At 49.8% G+C, this 20,053-nt stretch carries 12 protein-coding genes; 11 read left to right on the forward strand and 1 reads right to left on the reverse strand.

The window, feature by feature from the left end; translation table 11 throughout:
• Positions 1-373: 373 nt before the first annotated feature.
• On the forward strand, positions 374-5,602 hold the full coding sequence (locus CS562_RS20450) for a WIAG-tail domain (protein ID WP_099858061.1): 5,229 nt from the start codon (positions 374-376) through the stop codon (positions 5,600-5,602).
• 183 nt (positions 5,603-5,785) lie between these two features.
• On the opposite strand, the gene CS562_RS20455 is transcribed toward CS562_RS20450, so the two are convergent.
• Positions 5,786-7,351 (reverse strand): M4 family metallopeptidase, encoded by a 1,566-nt coding sequence (locus CS562_RS20455; protein ID WP_099858062.1) that lies wholly within the window; start codon positions 7,349-7,351, stop codon positions 5,786-5,788.
• A 761-nt stretch (positions 7,352-8,112) separates the two neighbouring features.
• Here CS562_RS20455 and CS562_RS20460 point away from each other — a divergent pair.
• The 10 genes from CS562_RS20460 to CS562_RS20505 all read left to right on the forward strand — a co-directional run bounded on the left by CS562_RS20460 (position 8,113) and on the right by CS562_RS20505 (position 20,036).
• Positions 8,113-9,063 carry a glycosyltransferase family 2 protein gene (locus tag CS562_RS20460; RefSeq protein ID WP_257219558.1) on the forward strand — a complete coding sequence of 317 codons (951 nt, stop codon included), beginning with the start codon at positions 8,113-8,115 and terminating at the stop codon, positions 9,061-9,063.
• A 62-nt stretch (positions 9,064-9,125) separates the two neighbouring features.
• Positions 9,126-10,241, forward strand: a complete 1,116-nt coding sequence (locus CS562_RS20465) for a glycosyltransferase family A protein (RefSeq protein WP_256716887.1) — start codon at positions 9,126-9,128, stop codon at positions 10,239-10,241.
• Positions 10,238-11,011: a glycosyltransferase family 2 protein gene (locus CS562_RS20470; RefSeq protein WP_099858064.1), complete on the forward strand. Its 774-nt coding sequence runs from the start codon at positions 10,238-10,240 to the stop codon at positions 11,009-11,011. The genes CS562_RS20465 and CS562_RS20470 overlap by 4 nt, the downstream gene beginning before the upstream one ends.
• A complete protein-coding gene (locus tag CS562_RS20475; RefSeq protein WP_076290869.1) occupies positions 11,008-11,739 on the forward strand; it encodes a sugar phosphate nucleotidyltransferase in 732 nt (243 codons plus the stop codon). Before CS562_RS20470 ends, CS562_RS20475 begins: the two co-directional genes overlap by 4 nt.
• Before the next feature lie 773 nt (positions 11,740-12,512).
• Complete coding sequence (locus tag CS562_RS20480) at positions 12,513-13,274, forward strand: GT-D fold domain-containing protein (RefSeq protein ID WP_256716886.1); 762 nt, start codon at positions 12,513-12,515, stop codon at positions 13,272-13,274.
• A 64-nt stretch (positions 13,275-13,338) separates the two neighbouring features.
• Entirely contained in the window at positions 13,339-14,904 is a 1,566-nt protein-coding gene (locus tag CS562_RS20485; RefSeq protein ID WP_179087204.1) for a glycosyltransferase family 2 protein, read from the forward strand.
• A gap of 217 nt (positions 14,905-15,121) precedes the next feature.
• Positions 15,122-16,069, forward strand: coding sequence for a phosphotransferase family protein (locus CS562_RS20490; RefSeq protein ID WP_099858065.1), 948 nt, complete (start codon positions 15,122-15,124; stop codon positions 16,067-16,069).
• A gap of 201 nt (positions 16,070-16,270) precedes the next feature.
• Positions 16,271-16,546: a glutaredoxin family protein gene (locus CS562_RS20495; RefSeq protein ID WP_063566643.1), complete on the forward strand. Its 276-nt coding sequence runs from the start codon at positions 16,271-16,273 to the stop codon at positions 16,544-16,546.
• A 308-nt stretch (positions 16,547-16,854) separates the two neighbouring features.
• A complete protein-coding gene (locus tag CS562_RS20500) occupies positions 16,855-18,195 on the forward strand; it encodes an LLM class flavin-dependent oxidoreductase (RefSeq protein WP_064635749.1) in 1,341 nt (446 codons plus the stop codon).
• 197 nt (positions 18,196-18,392) lie between these two features.
• A complete protein-coding gene (locus tag CS562_RS20505; protein ID WP_076290867.1) occupies positions 18,393-20,036 on the forward strand; it encodes an ABC transporter substrate-binding protein in 1,644 nt (547 codons plus the stop codon).
• The last annotated feature ends 17 nt before the right edge of the window (positions 20,037-20,053 follow it).

Here is a 20,053-nt window from a genome sequence, read left to right on the forward strand (position 1 = left end):
ATCGCGACCATAGATCGTCCATCCATGGAATGCCGGCCTGTCACCGCATGGTTGGACATCACGATAACGCAGACCGGATTCATGATGCTTCGATATGCATCAACGAGTTCTCCTAGCAGCTCCTTTGCATCATATGGATTTATGCAAATGGCTTACAGGATATCGTATGACATCTCGGGAGCAGGGGCGTGGACAGCCGCCTTACATAAGTGAACGGGTACAGCCTATTTCAGTAGGGACAGCTCAATTATTCATGCCTTGAAGCTTGTGCAGCGATGAAATGTAACCCACTAAAGTCAGGAATTACAGTGGCAGATGCCCATACTGACGCATATGATGCCGGAGACGAACGTTAGAGGAAGGAGCTAGCTGCATGAGTAAAAAGGGCAATAAGAAGGTTCCTACGCCAAAACTGCGGCATGTGAGTCCTAAATTTAAGGAACTGGATCTGACCAATCGACGGTCAGACACAATGGACTCGGGTTTCACTTCGAATAGGGAAGAACGCTTGAATACAAATAAACGGAATTCGAAGGCCATTCAGGCATCAGAAGAATTCCTATCCGAATCAATGGAGCTACCTGCTTCAACGAACGAGCTGGAAGACCTGGAGATCGTAACCAAATCGATCAAGCCGGAACCCGTAGAGTTTGATAGCGAGAAAGTCGTCGAGACGCAAGATATCCTGGAAAAGCAGATTCAGGTTAGCAGCGTGGCTCCGCCTGCTCTGGAAGAAGAGCAGGACATCAACAAACAGGAGATAAGCAAGGACCGGCTGCAGATCCTGAACCAGAACCAGATGCCGGGTCATACCGGACACTACATCTACACGGACGACTTGAGTGAATTTGCTGTTACAGAGAGCAAACTGGCTCCTTTCTCTGTGGATGCCTCAAAGCTGAAACCGGATGCGGTCGGCAGTGAAGCATTGCAGGATTATGCGGTGACCAGCATTCACATTGCAGACGGGGCCATTGTTTCAGCAAAACTTGCAGAAGCGTCTGTATCTGAGGAGCACCTGATTGACGGCTCTGTATCTGGTCACAAAATACGTAATGCTTCTATTGCAGGTGAGAAAATCAGAGATGGCAGTATTACTTCTCAGAAGCTTGGCAACCAGGTCATCGATTCGGCCAAAATTGCCGACGGTTCCATCAGCACAAGACATCTCAGCCGCATGCTGGTAACGGAAGAATTAATCAAGAATCATGCCGTAACTGGAGACAAGATCGCGATTAGCGGCGTGGACACAAGGCATCTCACGGGAGGAGCTGTGAATACTTCCAAACTGGCTGATGATGCAGTGACTACATCCAAAATTCGAGAAGCTGCTGTCACAGGCAGCAAAATCGAAGAACACTCCATTGAGTCTCACCATATTCAGGCAGGTGCTGTTAAACAGACACATCTGGCAGAAGGGTCTGTCGGTCGTTCACAACTATTAAATGGCAGTATTGGAAGTGACCAGATAGAGGATGGATCCATACAAACAAGACATTTAGCTGAGGGTTCATTAAGTGGAAGACATCTACTGGACGGTTCAATTGGTTCAAGCCAGATTCGAGCTCATTCCGTTGGCAAGGAGCAGATTGGCAATGGAGAAGTGGGCAGTGAGCATTTGACAGAAGGCGCAGTAACCAGCAGCAAACTGGCAGACCAGTCTGTTGGAACAGCAAAATTGCTGGAGCAGTCCATTACGGCATCCAAGATCTCTGATCAGAGCGTCATTTCTTCCAAAATTGCGGATGAAGCCGTACAGGGTAAACATCTTGCCAAAGGGTCCATTCGTGCGGAACACATTGCGAATCGGGGAATTACGCCGGTACATGTGGACAATTCCGCAATTCATTCCATTCACATCGCAAGTGGAAGCATCGAGGCAACTCATCTATCTACCGGAAGTGTGTCCGGAGACGCTCTTGCAGACGATGTGGTGTCTGAGCGGCATCTTGCAGAGTCGGCCGTGGGTACGTATGAATTGCAGGATGCTGCCGTTACAGACGTTAAACTCGCGGATGGAAGTGTGACAACAGAAAAGCTTGGAACGGCATCGGTGAGTAGCAGAGCGCTTGCCCCGGGAAGTGTTATATCCTCGCATCTTGCGAGTGGTGGAGTCACAGGGACACATCTGGCTCCAGGCAGCGTGGGTTCCGAGGCCCTGAGACCTTATGCAGTGAAATCGGAACATCTGACAGAACATGCCGTAGGTGTACCTCATCTTCAGCCGGGCAGTGTTGAAACGGATGCGATTGCACGGGCCGCGGTCACAACAGATAAATTGGCTATTGATAGTGTAACTTCAGCCCAGCTGGCTGGCGGGTCCATTTTTCCGCCTCATCTAACAGATCATGCGGTTACCTCCCCCAAGCTTTCACCAGAGAGTGTTGCCACAGATAAACTGGCGGATTTTGCTGTCACGTCAGCTAAACTGGCAGACGGCAGCGTGACTTCTTCCAAGATTATGGCAGAGAGTATTAACGCCAAACATATTCCATCAGGAACCATTCGCGGGTATCACCTGAAGCAGCATGCCGTTTCTCTGGAACATTTGTCGGAAGAAATACGCTCACCGGAATTATTCGCTGATGGCAGTATTACTGGCAACAAACTTCGGCATGGCTCCATAAGTGCGGACCATTTGACAGCAGACTCGGTATCCGGAACAGAACTACAACAGGCCGCTGTAGGTAGCGAGCACTTGCAGCCATCCGTTGTACAATCCGTCCATCTGGCTGAAGGCAGCGTGAAATCTGACCATTTGGGAACTCAAGTAGTGAGCTCACAGCATCTGAAGGCAGACATCATTCATGAGGAGCATATTGCTGAACAGGTGGTCACATCGCATCACTTGGCACCTGGATCTGTTGAAACAGACCATCTGGCACCTTTATCCATTACAGCGGCTCATCTTCAGCCAGGTTTGATTAGTGGTTTGCATCTTCAGGCAGAGTCGACAAGTGCTGTTCACCTGCAGCAAGGAGCGGTGCATTCCCGTCATATTCAAGATGGTGAGATTCTTCCTCATCATATCCATGAACGCAGCATCGGAACGTCTCATCTGGAAGAAGAAGCGGTAAGTACGATTATTTTGCAGGATGAATCTGTAACACGCTCCAAACTAGCAACGGGTAGTGTGGATGGCAGCAAATTAGCCGCAGGAACCGTATCGGCTACTCACATTGCCAATGAAAGTGTGCAAACCCGTCATATCCAAGAAGGAGCAATCCTTGCTGATCATATTCAAGAGGGCAGTATTGGCTCAGTTCATCTGGATGAGGAGTCTGTGAGTGCGGTTCATTTGCAAAATGGATCTGTAACCAGTGCCAAACTGGCGGATGGCAGTATAAACGGCAGCAAATTGCTTGAAGGAACCGTATCGGGAATTCATATTGCGTCCGAAAGCGTGCAATCCGAGCATATTCAGGCAGACGCCATTCATGCTGACCATATTCAGGAGCGGAGCATCGGCACAACCCATCTGGAGGAGGAAGCAGTAAGTGCGATTCACCTGCAAAATGGGTCTGTCATCAGTGCCAAACTGGCCGACGGCAGTGTAACCGGCAGCAAGTTGCTCGAAGATGCGGTGTCGGGAATCCATATCGCCTCTGAAAGTGTGCAATCCCGCCATATTCAGGCAGGAGTAATCCTTGCTGACCATATTCAGGAGCACAGCATTGGCATGCTTCACTTGGAACAGGAAGCAGTAAGTGCCATTCATCTGCAAAATGGATCTGTAACAAGTACGAAGTTGGCCGACGGCAGTGTAACCGGCAGCAAGTTGCTTGAAGGAGCAGTATCGGATATCCACATTGCAGACGATAGTGTGCAATCCCGTCATATTCAAGAGGGAACAATTCTTGCTAATCATATTCAAGAGCGGAGCATCGGCACAGCACATTTGGAAGAGGAATCGGTAAGTGCCATTCATTTGCAAAATGGATCTGTAACGAGTGCCAAACTGGCGGATGGCAGTATAAATGGCAGCAAGTTACTCGAAGGTACGGTATCCGGGATTCATATCGCATCGGAAAGTGTACAATCCGGGCATATTCAGGCAGGAGCTATTCATGCTGGTCATATTCAGGAGCGAAGCATAGGCACAGCCCATCTGGAGGAGGAAGCGGTAAGTGCGGTTCATCTGCAAAATGGGTCCGTAACAAGTGCCAAATTGGCTGACGGTAGCATTAGCGGCAGCAAATTGCTCGAAGATGCTGTATTGGGGAGCCATATCGCATCGGAAAGTGTGCAAACTCGCCATATCCAGGCAGGAGCGATTCTTGCTGATCATATTCAGGAGCATAGCATTGGTACGTCCCATCTGGAGGAGGAAGCAATAAGTGCAGTTCATCTGCAAAATGGGTCCGTAACGAGTGCCAAACTGGCCGATGGCAGTGTGAGCAGCAGCAAACTGCTTGAAGATGCGGTGTCGGATGTCCATATTGCCAATGGAAGTGTGCAATCCCGTCATATCCAAGAGAGAGCCATCCATGCTGACCATATTCAAGAGCGTAGCATTGGAATCTCCCACCTCAAAGCGGAATCAGTCAGTTCGATTCATCTGCACAATGGTTCCATAACAAGTGCCAAATTGGCTGACGGCAGTGTAAACGGTAATAAATTGCTTGAAGGTGCGGTATCGGCAATCCACATAGCAGACAAAAGTGTGCAATCTCGGCATATTCAGGATGGAACGATTCTTGCTGATCATATTCAGGAACGCAGTATTCGCACAACCCATCTGGAAGAGGAAGCAGTAAGCGGGGTTCATCTGCAAAATGGGTCCGTCACCAGTGCCAAATTGGCCGACGGCAGTGTAACCGGCAGCAAACTGAGTGAACAAAGCATTACCTCCAATCACTTGAATGCGGGAATTGTAGGTCCGGCCCATTTGAGCGAAGAGATATGGAATGCGATTCGTCAGTTCAGTGGAGAAACGCTCGAACAGCTGGCAGCGATCAAAAAACAAGAGGTATTGCTTCAAACAGGAAGTGAGGCTGTACCGCCATCACAGCCGGCAATTGTCGTGGAACACTCAAGTGTCGATCTGAAGGAAACGCAGTTTATCCAGACGTCGGGTCAGGAGCTGGGGCAACAACAAGAGCATCCATCGCAAGCTAACCAGCTTGGAGATTCATTGACGACAGCTGGCACGGTCCAGCCACAGCTACCGCTACCACAGCTTGAATTTTCACATGAGATCGATGGAAATAAGGAGTTCAAGCTGAGGGAGCAAGCAGTTAAGCAGGAGCATTTGAGTGATGGAGCAGTTGGAAGCAGCCAGTTACAGCATGGAGCTGTGGGTCCTGAACACCTGTCATTCCAGCCTGTACGAAGTGTCAGCCGTCAGCCTGTGGTGCAGCAGTTCGGTATGGAAGCCTTTATATTGCCTGAGAATGAACAGTGCGTGGAAGTAACGGTAGCTTTTGAGGAGTCTTTTATTTCCGAGCATTATGTGATTGTAGCTATGTGTAATGATCGGGGATTCCAGGTGTCACTCCTCTCCCAGAGTGAGGATGAAGCCGTGCTGGAAGTGTCACGTACTGCGGGCTCCACACACACCTACGGATTGTTGTCATGGATTGCTGCTGGGCCTTCGAAGTAAAAATGGGAGATCATGTGTCTTCATTCAAGATAACTGTAGAGGAATGGATTTCACATGTTTAAATAGACAAAAGCGGTTCCCGGATATGTCCGGGACACCGCTTTTTTTCATATATAAGCTTGATCCGTTCGGACGATGAGGGGTGCCTGAACGATTGAATATGAGTTCAACAACGAATGATTCTTACAATCCTACAGCTTGATAAGCTTTGGTAATTGCAGTAGCTTCAGCAGAAGTTGCTCCGTACAGATCTTTAGCGGCATGGATTGTCGCTGTTTTGGCAGCGGCGAATTTGGATGTAGGCGTCAGATAGTTCACAAGTGTGCTGTAGAAAATCTGAATGGCTTTATCACGCCCGATTCCAGTTACAGTCACACCATTATGTGTGCCGCCTTGGGCTGCAAGATAGTAGGCTTTGTTGATGATACCGCTGTTGATATGAACACCACCGTTGTCGGATGTTCCGGTATAACGATCACTGTATTTGTCAGGTTGTCCATAGAGTGTAGGATTGGACAGGGAGCGCAGTGCATCACCTGCAATGTTAGGAGTGTATACATCGTCGCCAAGCAACCAGTTTTTGCTTTGAATGGTATTTCCGAAAATATCAGCGAAGGCTTCATTTAATGCGCCTGGCTCATTGCGGTACTCCAGATTGGCTGTGTACTCAATGACACCGTGTGTCAATTCGTGGCCTACTACATCTAGATCACCAGATAGGGAGCGGAAAGTCGTTCCATCACCGTCACCAAATACAATCTGTACTCCGTTCCAGAAGGCATTATTGTAGTTGGAGCCGTAATGCACCGTAGATTTAATTAGCAAACCGTTGCCATTGATACCGTTGCGGTTGAATTTGCTTTTGTAGAAATCATACGTGGCAGCAGCATGGGCGTGAGCATCTACGCCAGCACGATCAGTCCATACGTTATCTGAATCTGTCAGGAGCGTACCTGGAATGGAAGAGCCATTGTTTGCAGTGTAAGTTTCAATGCCATTACCGCGAGTGGTATCTTTCAGTTGGAAGCTACTGCCGGATTGGGTGGTTGTAAGGGTTTTGGTATCACCAAGTACACCTGTACCTGTTCCTGTTGCGAAATTGATGAGGTCATATTGAGATACGATACTGCCGTCAACGGCATTCACGAAATATTTAGTACGTAACGGGGCGGGGTCCAGCACATTGACTTCGGTAATGTAAACAAGGTAGGTTTGGTCATCTTCCTCATTGTGGTAAATGTTTAGTTCCGCTTCAGGGGTTTTCTGTGGTTCGCCAAGTTCTCCAACGCGGGAAGTGGCTTCTTCGGATGCGATCTTGATCGCATCTTCTGCGCTGATTTCAGCGACACCGTCATTAGGGATAGCTTGTTCTTCAACCGGTGGAAGATCACCAAGTGCGGATGAAACCTGGCCAGTCTTGTCTAAGTGGATCGTTTGCTCGGCACCGTACACTGGAATTCCTTTAATGTACTGTTTCAGGCGGAAGTGTCGTACACCAGAGGTGTCTGTAGTTCTTTTAATAATTTTGAGTTGGGATTTCACATCGGAGTTCAGGAATTGTTCCTGTTGTCCAAGGAAATTGAAGATTGTTTCGTCAGAGCCGCTGTTCAACTGGATACCCTCCTCAGAGGCATAAGGGGCCTGCAATAGAATGGACTGATCAGACAATGGAGCTGCAGCAGCAGAAGATACGGAAGCGAGCAAAAGAGCTCCTCCAAGAATTGTTGGCATAACTTTAGCAAATTTCATAATAAACTCTCCCATTCTCAATATGATTTTTTGAATAACAAATGATTATGCCAATCTCGGTTGGAGTTCCGTCTGCAACTTGGGCAGCGCGGAGTGTGGGGGCTGAATCTGAAACGTGGAATATGACAAGAAACGATAAAGAACAAAGTCGGCAGAGCCTGTATGTCTGTGGTGGGACTTGACAAAGGAGTACCGTTTATTCGGTTCAGCCATGAGGCTTAATCGTTTATTGTTTTTCCTCTCTCAGAAGCCAGGGGTCTTGTCCACTTGCGAAGCAGAAGATGTTCTTACGGAGCCGGGGTGTTCGTTCCGGGTTCACATAATAAAGCCTGAATTACGTATTGAACGGCATCACTCCTCTCAAAGTACATGTAACAGAGCAAATACGGTCTCCTGTATCATCCTGTATGCATAAATTAACCTTAGGTCAATTAACAGGAATAAAAAAGCAATTAGAGAGAACGTTTGTTCCTTGCTAGGATTTTTTTGTAAATCTACTGCTTGCAACGTATACTATCACAATGTAAAAGTTTGGAAAAGATGCAATTTTAAATTTTTTTTAAAATTGTGTCTGAAGTAGGGAAGCCGTAGCATATTTCGCATTTTTTGACGAATCATGTCTAAATAAATGGATTGACTGATCCTGGTAGCAGACAGAACCTGCTCAGTTCAAGGACATACGCCGTTTCCACTGCTCCATGAATACATAGAATAACGTGTACTCCCTTTGCATGGCATTGATGTACACCCGGGAGGTGACTGTGTTGCAAAAACGCGGCAATACAGCTTTTTATGCAGCCAAATCGAAGCTGGTACAAAGAAAAGCGCAATTAAAGAAGCGTCGTTTGAAATCTGCTTACAAAAAGGGTACAAAGGCCTACAAGTACGTGATTCCACCCGTGGAGCAAACGGAATTGCCAGCATTCGGAGCTGAGCATGCGATGAGAGAGACACTCGCACAAGGTTCGACGGACTCGCATAACCCACTGCTTTCGGTCATTATACCTGCCATGAATGAAGAGCGAACCATTGGTGCAGTCGTTCGTCAGGCGCTGCGGATATGCCGTGATGCTGAAGTGCTTGTTATTGTGAATGGTTCCACAGATGGGACGGCAGCAGCGGCAAAAAAGGCGGGGGCACAGGTGCTTCGTTATGCCGAGGCTTTGGGACATGATGGAGGCAGAAGAATCGGTGCAGCGGCAGCTCGTGGCAGGGTGCTGTTGTTCACGGATGCAGACATCCCAATTCCGGCAGAACATCTCGCGCCTTATGTGCGAGCGATTCTGGATGGGACGGATGTGGCGCTTAATGATTATAACGGACCGGTGGCGCGTATCCCTGTTCACCCTGTGGTAGAAGCCAAACATGTGCTGAACAGCATGCTTGCTAGACCTGATCTGCAAGGAACTTCCATGACAGCCATTCCGCATGCATTAAGTCGCAGGGCACTTGAAGTGATTGGTACGGACACACTGGAGATTCCACCGTTGGCACATGCAAAGGCGGTTACCAGCGGGTTAAAGGTGCGTGCCGTTCATCATGTGCCTGTAGGTAAAATGAACGCAGTTCGAGTCAAGAAACGAAAAGGACCGGACCCGCTCAGTCAAGTAGTATGGAATGATCATCTGACAGCGATCAGGTGGATAACCGATACGCTTGGACCACGCGGAGGACATTCCGATCTGCAGCGTGTTCGTAGCCTGACGAGGTGAGCATGTTGCCTAAAACAAGCAAGAAACCTCGTCAAAAGATACAACATGCTGGAGGTGAGGAAATGAAGGAGCGTTCAGGGCGTATCCGTCGTCAACGGACAGCAGGCAGACAAACAACAAGGAACAGAATCAGAACAATGGGCAGGAAGAGCCTGATTAAATCGCCGCTAAAGAGTTCGACAGCGAGCAGGTCTGCTACGAACAGCTCCGTATTGCATGAAGCATTCCGCGCAGGGCAACGGGCAGGACGCAAGGCGTTTGAAAATGAGCAATCGATTGAACAACATGCACGTTCAACATGGCAGGAACATGAGGCTGCGATCTCAGTGGAGCTAAGGGGATATTCTGCTGCAATGCACGCAGGGAAAGCATTCATGCAGGGTTATGCTCATGCTGCAGGGCGTTCATTAAATATCGTTCCACTTGCCCTGAGAAAACCTGCCGCTGCAGTCGTCTGTGCATGCAATGAGGAACTCACGCTGGGGCAAGTGCTTGTACAACTGAAACGGTTACCCCTGACGGATATCGTTGTGGTATTGAATGGAACAACGGACAACAGTCTGACACAGGTGCTTGAACAGCCTGGTATCACGCTGGTCTATGAACCTGACCGGGCGGGACATGATGTGGGCCGCGCCTTGGGGGCCAAGATGACGGAGGCAGAGACCCTTCTCTTTGTGGATGGGGATATGGTCGTCCCGGCAGAGCAGCTCGCCCCATTTCTATATGCGGTTGACCGGGGAGATGATGTGGCGCTGAACAATCTTTCATCCCTTTTGCCTCCATTTGCTCGCCAGGATGAAGTGAGCCGCATCAAGGCATATCTCAACCATGTGCTTAATCGTTCGGATCTGGGTTCTAATTCGTTGACGGCCGTACCTCATGCCCTTTCGCGTAATATGATCCAGATCGTAAAACCGGAGGCGCTGGCCGTTCCTCCCAAGGCGCAAAGTCTAGCCATCCAGCACGGATTAAGAGTGACTGCACCCAGTCAGGTGGATGTCATTCGTTCCAATCGCCTGCGTTCCACCAATACGGGCAGTGGCAACGAAGTCGCCAGATTGATCATTGGCGATCATCTGGAGGCGATTGCAACCTGGCTGGATATGGGCGGAAATAAGTCACAAGCCCGATCCATATCCCGTGCTGAAGTGGCCTACAGGAGGAACGCCAGATGACACTGACGAGTATTATTATTCCGACGTACAATGGGTTGGATTTGCTGAAGCCATGTATCGATGCCATTCGAAAATATACCGATCATCATACAGCTTATGAAATCATCGTAGTGGATAATGGCTCGGTTGATGGAACGGCAGCGTATTGTGCCCAGGAACGAATTCGCTTTGTCCGGTTACCGGACAATCGGGGTTTCCCGGCGGCTTGCAATGCCGGGCTCCGCGCAGCCTGTGGTGATGAACTGTTGCTGCTGAATAATGATGTTACAGTTACCACCCGTTGGCTCGATAATCTGCGGGCAGCACTCTACAGTGATGTAAACATTGGTATTACAGGTCCGGTGACCAACTACGCAAGTGGTATCCAGCAGGTGGAGCTTGAGTTCCGGGACATGGAACATTTTCAGGAACTGGCTGCTGCCAACAATATAGTCGATTCTTCCAGATGGAAGAAACTCAGACGGATCGTCGGCTTATGTATGCTCATACGGCGAAGCGTGATGGAGGACATTGGTGTGCTTGACGAAGTCTATTCGCCGGGACACTATGAAGATGACGATTATTGCTACCGGGCCTGCCAGAAAGGGTATCGTTTGCTGGTATGCGGGGATGTCTTGGTACATCATCGCGGCAGCGCGAGTTTCCTGAAGACCGATCCTGTAGCATGGAAACAGTTGCTTGAGCGCAATCGATCCATTTTTATCAACAAATGGCATGTCGATCCCCTTAAATATATTGAGACATCTGATGAAGGAGGGATAGTGGAATGAAAGGTGTAATTCTTGCTGGCGGAACAGGAACACGACTGTATCCTCTCACCCGGCTGATTAACAAGCATCTGATTCCAGTCGGCAAGCATCCGATGATTATGTATGGCATCGACAGACTCCGCCAGGCAGGCATTGAAGAGATATTGATCGTGATCAACAAACATTCCGCTGGGTTATACACGGAGTATTTGGGTGGTGGAGCAGATCATGGCGTCAAGCTGACGTATCGGATTCAGGAAAAGGCAGGCGGAATTGCTGAAGCATTAGATCTGGCGACGTCGTTTATCCTTCCTGGAGAGAAATTCGTTGTGCTTCTGGGAGACAATCTGTTTAGCGACGATTTGAAGCCTTACGTGGATCGGTATATGCAGCAGTCTGCGGGTACAGCTCGTGTCTTGCTCAAAGAAGTGGACGATGCACGGCGGTATGGGGTACCGGTGTTTGATCCGCAGCATCCGGAACGAATCTCATACATTGAGGAAAAACCGAGTGATCCGAAGACCTCTTATTGTGTTACTGGCATATATATGTATGATGACCATGTCTTCAACCTCATTCAGAACATTACACCTTCTGCACGCGGCGAACTCGAAATTACGGACGTGAACAATCATTATGCAGCAGCTGGAGGACTGGAATACGATATTTTGCAAAAATATTGGAGTGATGCCGGGACGTTCCAATCGCTTCAGGAAGCAGCCATCCGCATGAAGGGTCAACTGCCCTAAAATATATGCGCCTGATGCTGCCGCTGTGAGAGGTCCCATGAGAGCAGAAAAACTTGCGCCGGAGCCGGAAGAATGCTCCGGCGCTTTGTGCAGCGGCGGCACTCCTCGTGCATGCCAAGGGAGGGAATGCCGTGAGAGTAGCAAAACGCAGCGACTTGGGCAGAAAGAAGACACTGGGCGGTCATGCCGGCTCCTTGTACGTATCTGTGGGAGTGCAGCCCAAAGCAAGTTCGAATCACGAATGGGGAAACCAAGGCGCGAAGCAGGGGAATGTGGAACTCACAGGAATAGAGCGCAAGCTTCTTGCAGAACCGAAAGGCAAAGCCAACGGGCGCACCGGCGCAAGACGTGCGAGCGCTGGAACACGAACCAGAACGGGAGCGAAAATAGGCGAAGGGCGTGGCATTTCAGGCACCCGCGTGAAAGCAGGCGAGCGTACAGGCGTGAGCCGTGGCCGTAAAGGGGCGCGAGCCAAAACGGGCAAGCGCGCAGTTGCAGGCCGCGGGCATGCTGCGCCGCGGGGCGGGCGGGCCCCAGGTGCCCGCGCCAAACAGCGCACGGCTGCGCAGCGTGCGCCCGGGCCAGCACCGCAAGCCAGCACGCCACAGGCGCTGCCTGCCAGCGGTGCTGGCACCGCCCCGCCGCAAGCGACACACCGACGCGGTGGTGTCGCCCCCGCGGGGCGGGAAAGCGCTGCCGCGCATGCTGCAGCGCCCGAGAGCGGCTACGCCGAGGGCTTCCGCGACGGCGTGTTCGCGGGCGGGGAGGCGCTGGTGGCGCAGCACATCCCGCCTGATCATATTCTGCCTGCCGTGGCGGCAGATCTGATCGAGGCGGGATTCCGCCAATATGCGCCCACCCTAACCCGGCTGGCCAGCCCTCATGAGATGGCTGGCCACATCCAGGGGGCGCTGGATGCGCAGCGCCCCCTGTCCGTCGTTCGCCTCGGAGATGGCGAACTGCTAACCTTGGCAGCCGATACGGTGCTGCCAGGCGAGCAAGTGCAGGAGCTGGCACCGTTTCTGCCTTATGCAGGGGTGCCACGCTCCACCCCGGACATCCGCGCTGAGCTCGCGGAAGCCATTCGCGGCGCTGATTGGATCGGTGTTCCCATCTCGCGTGCGCCTACTTTTCAGGGGCTGTTATTTCCAGTGTTACGCCATTTCGGCATTGATTGGTCCCGTCTGAATCTGACCAGTTCCACGATTAACTACAGCCTGCATCATTCGGGTCTGTTGTTGCCTGTGGTACAGGGGCGTCGGGTGCTGCTGATTGGAAGCCAGGCTGTGGAGCTTGGGGCGTTATTGATCGGCCGCGGCGTTCATGTCACAGGCATCATAGGTACAGTGGAGGGAGTTGCGGATATCCCGAGAGTGATGCAGCAAACTGCGGAGCATTCGTTCGATATCGCTCTGGTAGCTGCGGGAATTCCGGCCGTCATTCTGTGTCGCCGAATCGCTGGTGAGCTGGGTCGGGTTGCCATAGATTTTGGACATTTGGCTGACAAATTGGTTACAGGAGAGCTTCATCTCTAATGGACGATCTGGTGCGACGTTCATCGTAACGCGCATTTGGATGAGGAGAAATGGAGGAAGCAACATGAGCACATCAGGCAAACGTTCAAAACAGCGGAAAGCATCGTCATCCGAAACCGTTGTTTTGCATGCAGCTCGAAGCCGGAGTGGTGGGAAGATTAGACGCCAAGGCTCAGGTAAACGGGCAGCCAAGAACGCAAAACTGTATAAGCAGGGCTACCATAGAGGCTACGATGAGGGCGTGCGACAGGGGGAAAGCTCATTCGGGCTGGTATTCGAAGGCGTAAGCATTGTTATTCCGACGTATAACCAGCGCGAATATGTCTTGCAATGTGTGTCCAGTATTGAAAAGCATACCCCGGCCCCCTTTGAAATTATTGTTGTGGATAACGCGTCAAAGGATGGCACGGCGGAAGCCATGCTTCGCAAAGGTGGCATGGTAAGGGTCGCTGCGCTGGATAAGAATCGTGGTTTCGCTGGCGGTGTGAATCATGGACTGATGATGGCGAGGGGGCGACATATCGTCGTGCTGAACAACGATATACTGGTCACCCCGGGCTGGCTGGAAAACATGATGACCTGTCTGGACAGTCATCCCGAGATGGGAGTTGTGGGTCCGGTTACGAATTACATTGGTGGAGATCAGCAGATTGAAGTCCCGTACAGGGAAGTGGAGGATATGTGGTCGTTTGCTGCTCGACATAATCGCCCGGATGCCACGAAACATCGAGAGACCGAAAGGCTGGTCGGATTTTGCTGGCTGTTCTCACGGGAATTGCTGGAGCGGGTAGGTTATCTTGATGAAGGTTACGCCGTGGGCAATTTTGAAGATGACGACTGGATCATCCGAGCGAAGCTAGCGGGATACAGGCTGGGGGTGGCCGGGGATGCCTTCATACATCACTACGGAAGTGTAAGCATGAAGGCGCTGGGAGAGCAGGATTATGAAGTCGTGAATAAGGATAACGAACAGTTTTATACACAAAAATGGGGAGATCCTCATGCGCTGGTTGCCGATACTTCCCGGCTCTCGCTGTATGCCAAGGTGTCGACCAGTCAGCAGGAAAACAAAAACAAGACGACCCAGAGCAAGTCAGATTCCCCCGATCTGCGACAGCGCATTTCCACCAAGGGCAGCAGCGATGTAACACATAAGCTGAGACGCAGCACGGACTTTTACCCGGAGGGATGTTACATCTCTGATATCAAGGGCGATGTCTATCGACTGATGCGTGGACAGCGACGCAAGCTGAACATCCCCGTTCCACGCGGCATTTCTCCCGTTCTGGTTGCGAAACCGGATCTGCTCGGGGCACCTGAAGGTGAGCCACTGATATCTGCGGGTGAGGTACAAGGCTGGCCCCTGGAAAGAAGTCATGTTCACGCTCAACCCGTTCAGAGCAACCGCGATGCACTGGAGGAAGGTATGATTGTTGCCGCGACGAATGAGCGGGATATATGGTACCAGATTAGTGGCAGTAAACGCAGGAGGTTTGCAACCCCTTATGCTGCGGAACGGTGGGGAGTGCAGTCTGGGCATATCGTTCATGTATCTGCGAACCAATTGCGTACGATCGAAGAAGGCTGGCCCATTATTGCTCCTCCCCAGCTCTTGAACGAAGATTTGTAATGACCGGGTTCGGCTGCCATGTATATCGGCACGACAGCATGATGCGGAATATGATGTACAGCGTATCGTAACGCTACACATCTTTCCGCATCCGAACTTTACATATATCACGAATCATGAGATGTAACGATTGAAAGATTAGCGATTTACTTTTACACTATGACCAATTCAATTTTCTAAAGCATATTTAAGTATACCGAGATAGGGGGAATACACGATGAAAGACACCATGGTAGTACAAGCCCAAACTATTGCTGGTGAGTTTCTTCAGGAACAAGTGAGATCCTCATACCCGATTATCGGAAAAGGTTTTGTGAATCAGGTGTGCTTGGTTGAGACGGAACGTCATAAAGTCGTGGTCCGCATGAACAACAAGGTTAATTATCCTACCTTTATCAAAGAGAAATGGTGTATTGAGCAGGCAGCCGCAACGGGTATTCCAGGGCCATCTACATTGTCCGTTGGGGTTAAGGATGAGGTGGCATATATGATTCAAACGTTTGTCGAGGGGGATAACGGATTGGATAGTAAAGTAGCCCCGACTGACATCTGGAGGAAGCTCGGTGAATATGCGAGACGTATACATTCCATTCAAGTGGCCGGTTTTGGCGAGGAGCTGATTGATCCCATTCAGGGTACATTCCATTCTCCGCCTCATCCAGGATCAGATGGCAGCTGGAAAGGATATGTGCAGTATAACATCGATAGTTTGACAGAGCGTGATCCGTTGCTTGAGTTGGGCGTAATCAAGAAGAGTGAATTGGGGATTGTACGACAATGGTTCGAGCAATTGCAAGATGAAAAGTTCCGATTCGGTTTATGTCATGGTGATATTTCATTAAAAAATACGATGGTTCATCCGACAGGTCAGTTAATACTGCTCGATTGGGGGAGTGCCGAAGTTACGGTTGTGCCCTATGGAGATGTCATCCATCTGATGCGGTGTCAGCTCCGTGATGAAGGCCCTGATGCGGAACAATTGAAAGCGTTCTCGGAAGGATACGGAATGAGTGTGGAGGAACTGGATCTGGCGAGGCATGTATTGCTGTTAAAAGCCTTTGATACCCTCCGATGGGCTATGGATAAACGGCCGGACCAGGTTAACGATTATGCCAGTTCTGCCAAACAGGTCTTTAACATGGTTAGTGATAGGTTCAGGAATTAGAGAGCTCTTGAAGAGCTCTTTTCAAATTTTAAATTTAATCTTTCTATGTTCTTATAGGTTTATTCTATTGGAAGATCCATTGACGCTTGAAGAGGTGAGGAGTACATTTATAGCCATAATTCTTATTTAACAGATAGGAATTAATGGTCTGGGTGGTGATCCATCCCCGATCTGACAATGAAACAATCAGGAGGTATGCCGATGTCTTCTACATCGAAAAAAGTAGTGCTCTGGAGCAAAACAGGCTGTCATTTCTGCGGGGAGGTTAAGGCATTCCTAACGGCCCGCAACCAGCCTTTTGAGAACATCGAAGTGCAAGGCAACGATGTGCTGAGGGACGTGCTTGAAGCCAAATATGGGATTCGACATGTACCAGTCATTGAGGTGGGTGGAGACGGCAAGTATGAAGCATTGCTGGAGCCTGATTTGGAGAAACTGGCGGAACTTCTCGCCCAGCCCGATGAAGCAGCAGTCTGACCGGACGTGGCGGATCTCTTGATAAAGCAGTTTCCGGCTGCTAAAGGCTGTCATATCAGTGTGCAGCAGTCGGAGACTTTTAAAAGCTCTAATCCATCCTCTTATTTAGATATCCAATCCTTATATAGAAAAGTTCTATAAGCAACGCTGTTGACCGATGTGCGGGGCAGTGATAAGATTTGTGGAATTAAAGCTGACCAAACTCATAGGAATAGTTAACTTTTGAATTTTCTTCTTTCGTTATCCGTATCAGATCGGACTTTAGAAATTTCTTGATATATCCTAATCCAAGGAAGGCGGAATGTAATATGACGGCTCAGCGCAGTTTGAAATTTGGAGCGATTGTCCACGGTGTCGGAGGCAGCATGACGACTTGGAGACATCCGGAGATTCAATCGGATGCCAGTGTGAATTTTGAATTTTACAAACGCCAGACGTTGAAGGCAGAAGAAGGCAAATTCGATCTCGTTTTTATCGCTGACGGTCTTTATATTACCGAGAAATCCATACCTCACTTCTTGAATCGATTTGAGCCAATCAGCTTGTTGTCCGCCCTGGCCGCCATTACGTCACGGATCGGTCTGGTTGGAACACTTTCCACCTCCTATAGTGATCCATTCACAGTTGCCAGACAGTTCGGTTCCCTTGATCTGATTAGTAACGGCCGCGCTGGCTGGAATGTGGTTACATCCCCGCTTGAAGGTTCAGCCAAAAACTACAGTAAAAGCAACCATCCTACCCACCCGGAACGTTACCGGATTGCAACCGAATATTTGCAGGTGACCAAGGGCTTGTGGGATTCGTGGGAAGACGATGCCTTTGTAAGAGACAAAGAAAGTGGCGTTTTCTTCGATCCATCCAAGCTGCACACACTCAATCATGAAGGAGAGTTCTTCTCCGTACAGGGCCCACTTAACATTGCACGTTCAAAGCAGGGGCAGCCGGTTATTTTCCAGGCAGGTTCTTCAGAAGATGGCAAGACCCTTGCTGCCAAAGAAGCGGATGCTGTTTTTACAGGACATGATTCAATTGAGGATGCACAGGCCTTCTACAAAGATGTCAAAACCCGCGCAACAACCTACGGACGTTCCACACAGGATATCGTCATTTTGCCAGGGATCAATCCAATCATTGGACGGACAGAAGAAGAAGCAGAACAGAAATATCAGGAGATTGCCAGCCTGGTCACTATCGATAAAGCGCTGGACTACCTGGGACGTTTCTTCGAGCATCATGACTTCTCCCAATATCCGCTGGATGAACCATTCCCTGAATTGAATGGCATTGGTAGCAACAGCTTCCGCAGTGGTACGGACAAAATCAAGCGGGATGCCAAAGAGCAAGGATTGACGCTGCGTGAAGTAGCCCTGCGGGCAGCTACACCGAAGAGCAAATTCCTTGGCACACCGGAGCAGGTGGCTGACAAGATCCAGGAATGGTTCGAAGCCGAAGCGGCGGATGGATTCATTATTCATTCCGAACTGCCAAGTGGATTGGCCGATTTCGTAGAACTGGTTGTTCCGATTCTGCAAGAGCGTGGTATCTATCGCACCGAATACGAGCATGACACATTGCGTGGCAATCTCGGTGTGCAAATTCCCGTGAATCGTTACACGGCTGCCCGGGAGCAAGTGGGAACCGAGGCTTAAGAAACTGGGAAGCTGAAATTCGGCACAGTCAAGGAATGAGGCGTCTGGATAAACTATTCAGATTGCATATGCGGAAAGTGCCGAATGATGCTGCAAAACCAAGTTAACGGATAGGTTATGTAGATAAAAACCTATAATTCATTAAATCATTAATTCAATGAATCAATGACACCTGTATACACAGAGGGGGAAGCTATATGAACAGGTCTATCTCATGGATGAAATATATGGCATTGGCGGCAGTATTGGTACTGGTATTATCCGGTTGCGGAGCGGCAGGTAACTCGAACAGTGCAGTTCAGGCTTCCGGTGGGGAGCAGGCGGCTGGGCAAGCAGAAGGTGGGAACCTGACCTACGCACTCGCCACCTCGCCGGATACGCTGGACCCGCATCGAAGTGGCCTTGCCGTAACCGTACGTGCGATTCGAACGATCTATGACAATCTGGTGGTACAGCTGCCGGATGGCTCCATCAAACCTTGGCTCGCCAAGGAGTGGAGTGTATCGGAGGATGGCAAAAGTTATACGTTCAAACTGCGTGAAGATGTGAAGTTCCATGATGGCACACCATTTAACGCGGAAGCTGTGAAGTTCAATCTGGATCGGGTGATCGATCCGGCAACCAAAGCCGCCAATTCCCTTGCCCTGATTAGACCTTATAGCTCCTCGGAGGTTATTGATGAATACACCATTAAGGTGAATCTGGAACAGCCTTCACAAGCTTTTCTCGGTAACTTGAGTCAGGCCCTGCTGGGGATTGTATCTCCTACGGCCGCCAAAAAGTATGGCGATCAACTGGGTAAAAATCCGGTAGGGACCGGTCCGTATACCTTCGTGAAATGGGATGAAAATGCGGATATCGTTGTCGCCAAAAACAAGGATTACAACTGGGCTCCTGCAACCGTTGAAAATGAAGGTGCCCCTCATATTGATACGATTACGTTCAAAATTGTACCGGAAGAAGCAACGCGCATCGGCAGTGTACAGAGTAAGCAGGTGCTTGCTGCCGAGACCGTTCCGCCGCAAAATATTGCAGCCCTGAAGAACGATCCGAACCAGCAATTGTTGCAGGCCAATACCGTTGGTTTGCCATATACCCTCTTCTTCAATCTGCGCAAAGCGCCTTGGGATGATGTGAAAGTCAGACAGGCGGTGCAATCTGCAGTTGATGTGGAATCCATCGTGAAGACACTGTATCTGGGCAACTACGAACGAGCGTGGTCTGCGCTGTCTCCGGGAATCCTCGGTTATAATGCTTCTCTGGAAGGAAGTATCAATCCGGATATTAACAAGGCCAATCAGCTGCTTGATGAGCAAGGTTGGATCAAGGGAGCAGATGGCATTCGTGAAAAAGATGGTAAGAAGCTGACTCTGCATTATGTGGATGGTTCGCCGAACCGGGAGAAACGTAACGACATTGCAGCGATTATTCAGCAGCAGCTCAAGCAGGTCGGCATAGCAGTTGAAGTTGAAATTACGAAGGACGTTGCTACGGTCATCTATCAGAACTGGGATTATGATCTCTATGGCAACAGCCAGGTCAATTCTGATCCGAATGCGCTCTATGCCTTCTATCATACGAGTGCAGAAGGTGAACGTCCGACATTATCCGGTTTATCTGATCCGAAGATCGATAAACTGCTCGAACAGGGAGCGGTGGAGACTGATCAGGATAAACGCGTGGATATCTATAATCAGATTCAACAATATCTGATCGAGCAGGCTGTAATTCTACCGATCTACGTGTTCCCTTATACGGTGGCTGCATCCAAGTCGGTGCAGGGTATCAAGTTTGATTCACTTGGGTATCCGTTGTTCAACGATGTTCGGATTCAGCCATAACACGAAACGTCAATTAT

The sequence above is a fragment of the Paenibacillus sp. LK1 genome (genome assembly GCF_002750415.1).
Classification (GTDB): Bacteria; Bacillota; Bacilli; order Paenibacillales; family Paenibacillaceae; genus Paenibacillus; species Paenibacillus taichungensis.

Coding starts and splice junctions, on each gene's coding strand:
- CS562_RS20450 (WP_099858061.1), top strand. CDS start 374: ATGAGTAAAAAGGGCAATAAGAAGGTTCCTACGCCAAAACTGCGGCAT.
- CS562_RS20485 (WP_179087204.1), top strand. CDS start 13,339: ATGAGCACATCAGGCAAACGTTCAAAACAGCGGAAAGCATCGTCATCC.
- CS562_RS20490 (WP_099858065.1), top strand. CDS start 15,122: ATGAAAGACACCATGGTAGTACAAGCCCAAACTATTGCTGGTGAGTTT.
- CS562_RS20500 (WP_064635749.1), top strand. CDS start 16,855: ATGACGGCTCAGCGCAGTTTGAAATTTGGAGCGATTGTCCACGGTGTC.
- CS562_RS20495 (WP_063566643.1), top strand. CDS start 16,271: ATGTCTTCTACATCGAAAAAAGTAGTGCTCTGGAGCAAAACAGGCTGT.
- CS562_RS20475 (WP_076290869.1), top strand. CDS start 11,008: ATGAAAGGTGTAATTCTTGCTGGCGGAACAGGAACACGACTGTATCCT.
- CS562_RS20505 (WP_076290867.1), top strand. CDS start 18,393: ATGAACAGGTCTATCTCATGGATGAAATATATGGCATTGGCGGCAGTA.
- CS562_RS20470 (WP_099858064.1), top strand. CDS start 10,238: ATGACACTGACGAGTATTATTATTCCGACGTACAATGGGTTGGATTTG.
- CS562_RS20465 (WP_256716887.1), top strand. CDS start 9,126: ATGAAGGAGCGTTCAGGGCGTATCCGTCGTCAACGGACAGCAGGCAGA.
- CS562_RS20455 (WP_099858062.1), bottom strand. CDS start 7,351: ATGAAATTTGCTAAAGTTATGCCAACAATTCTTGGAGGAGCTCTTTTG.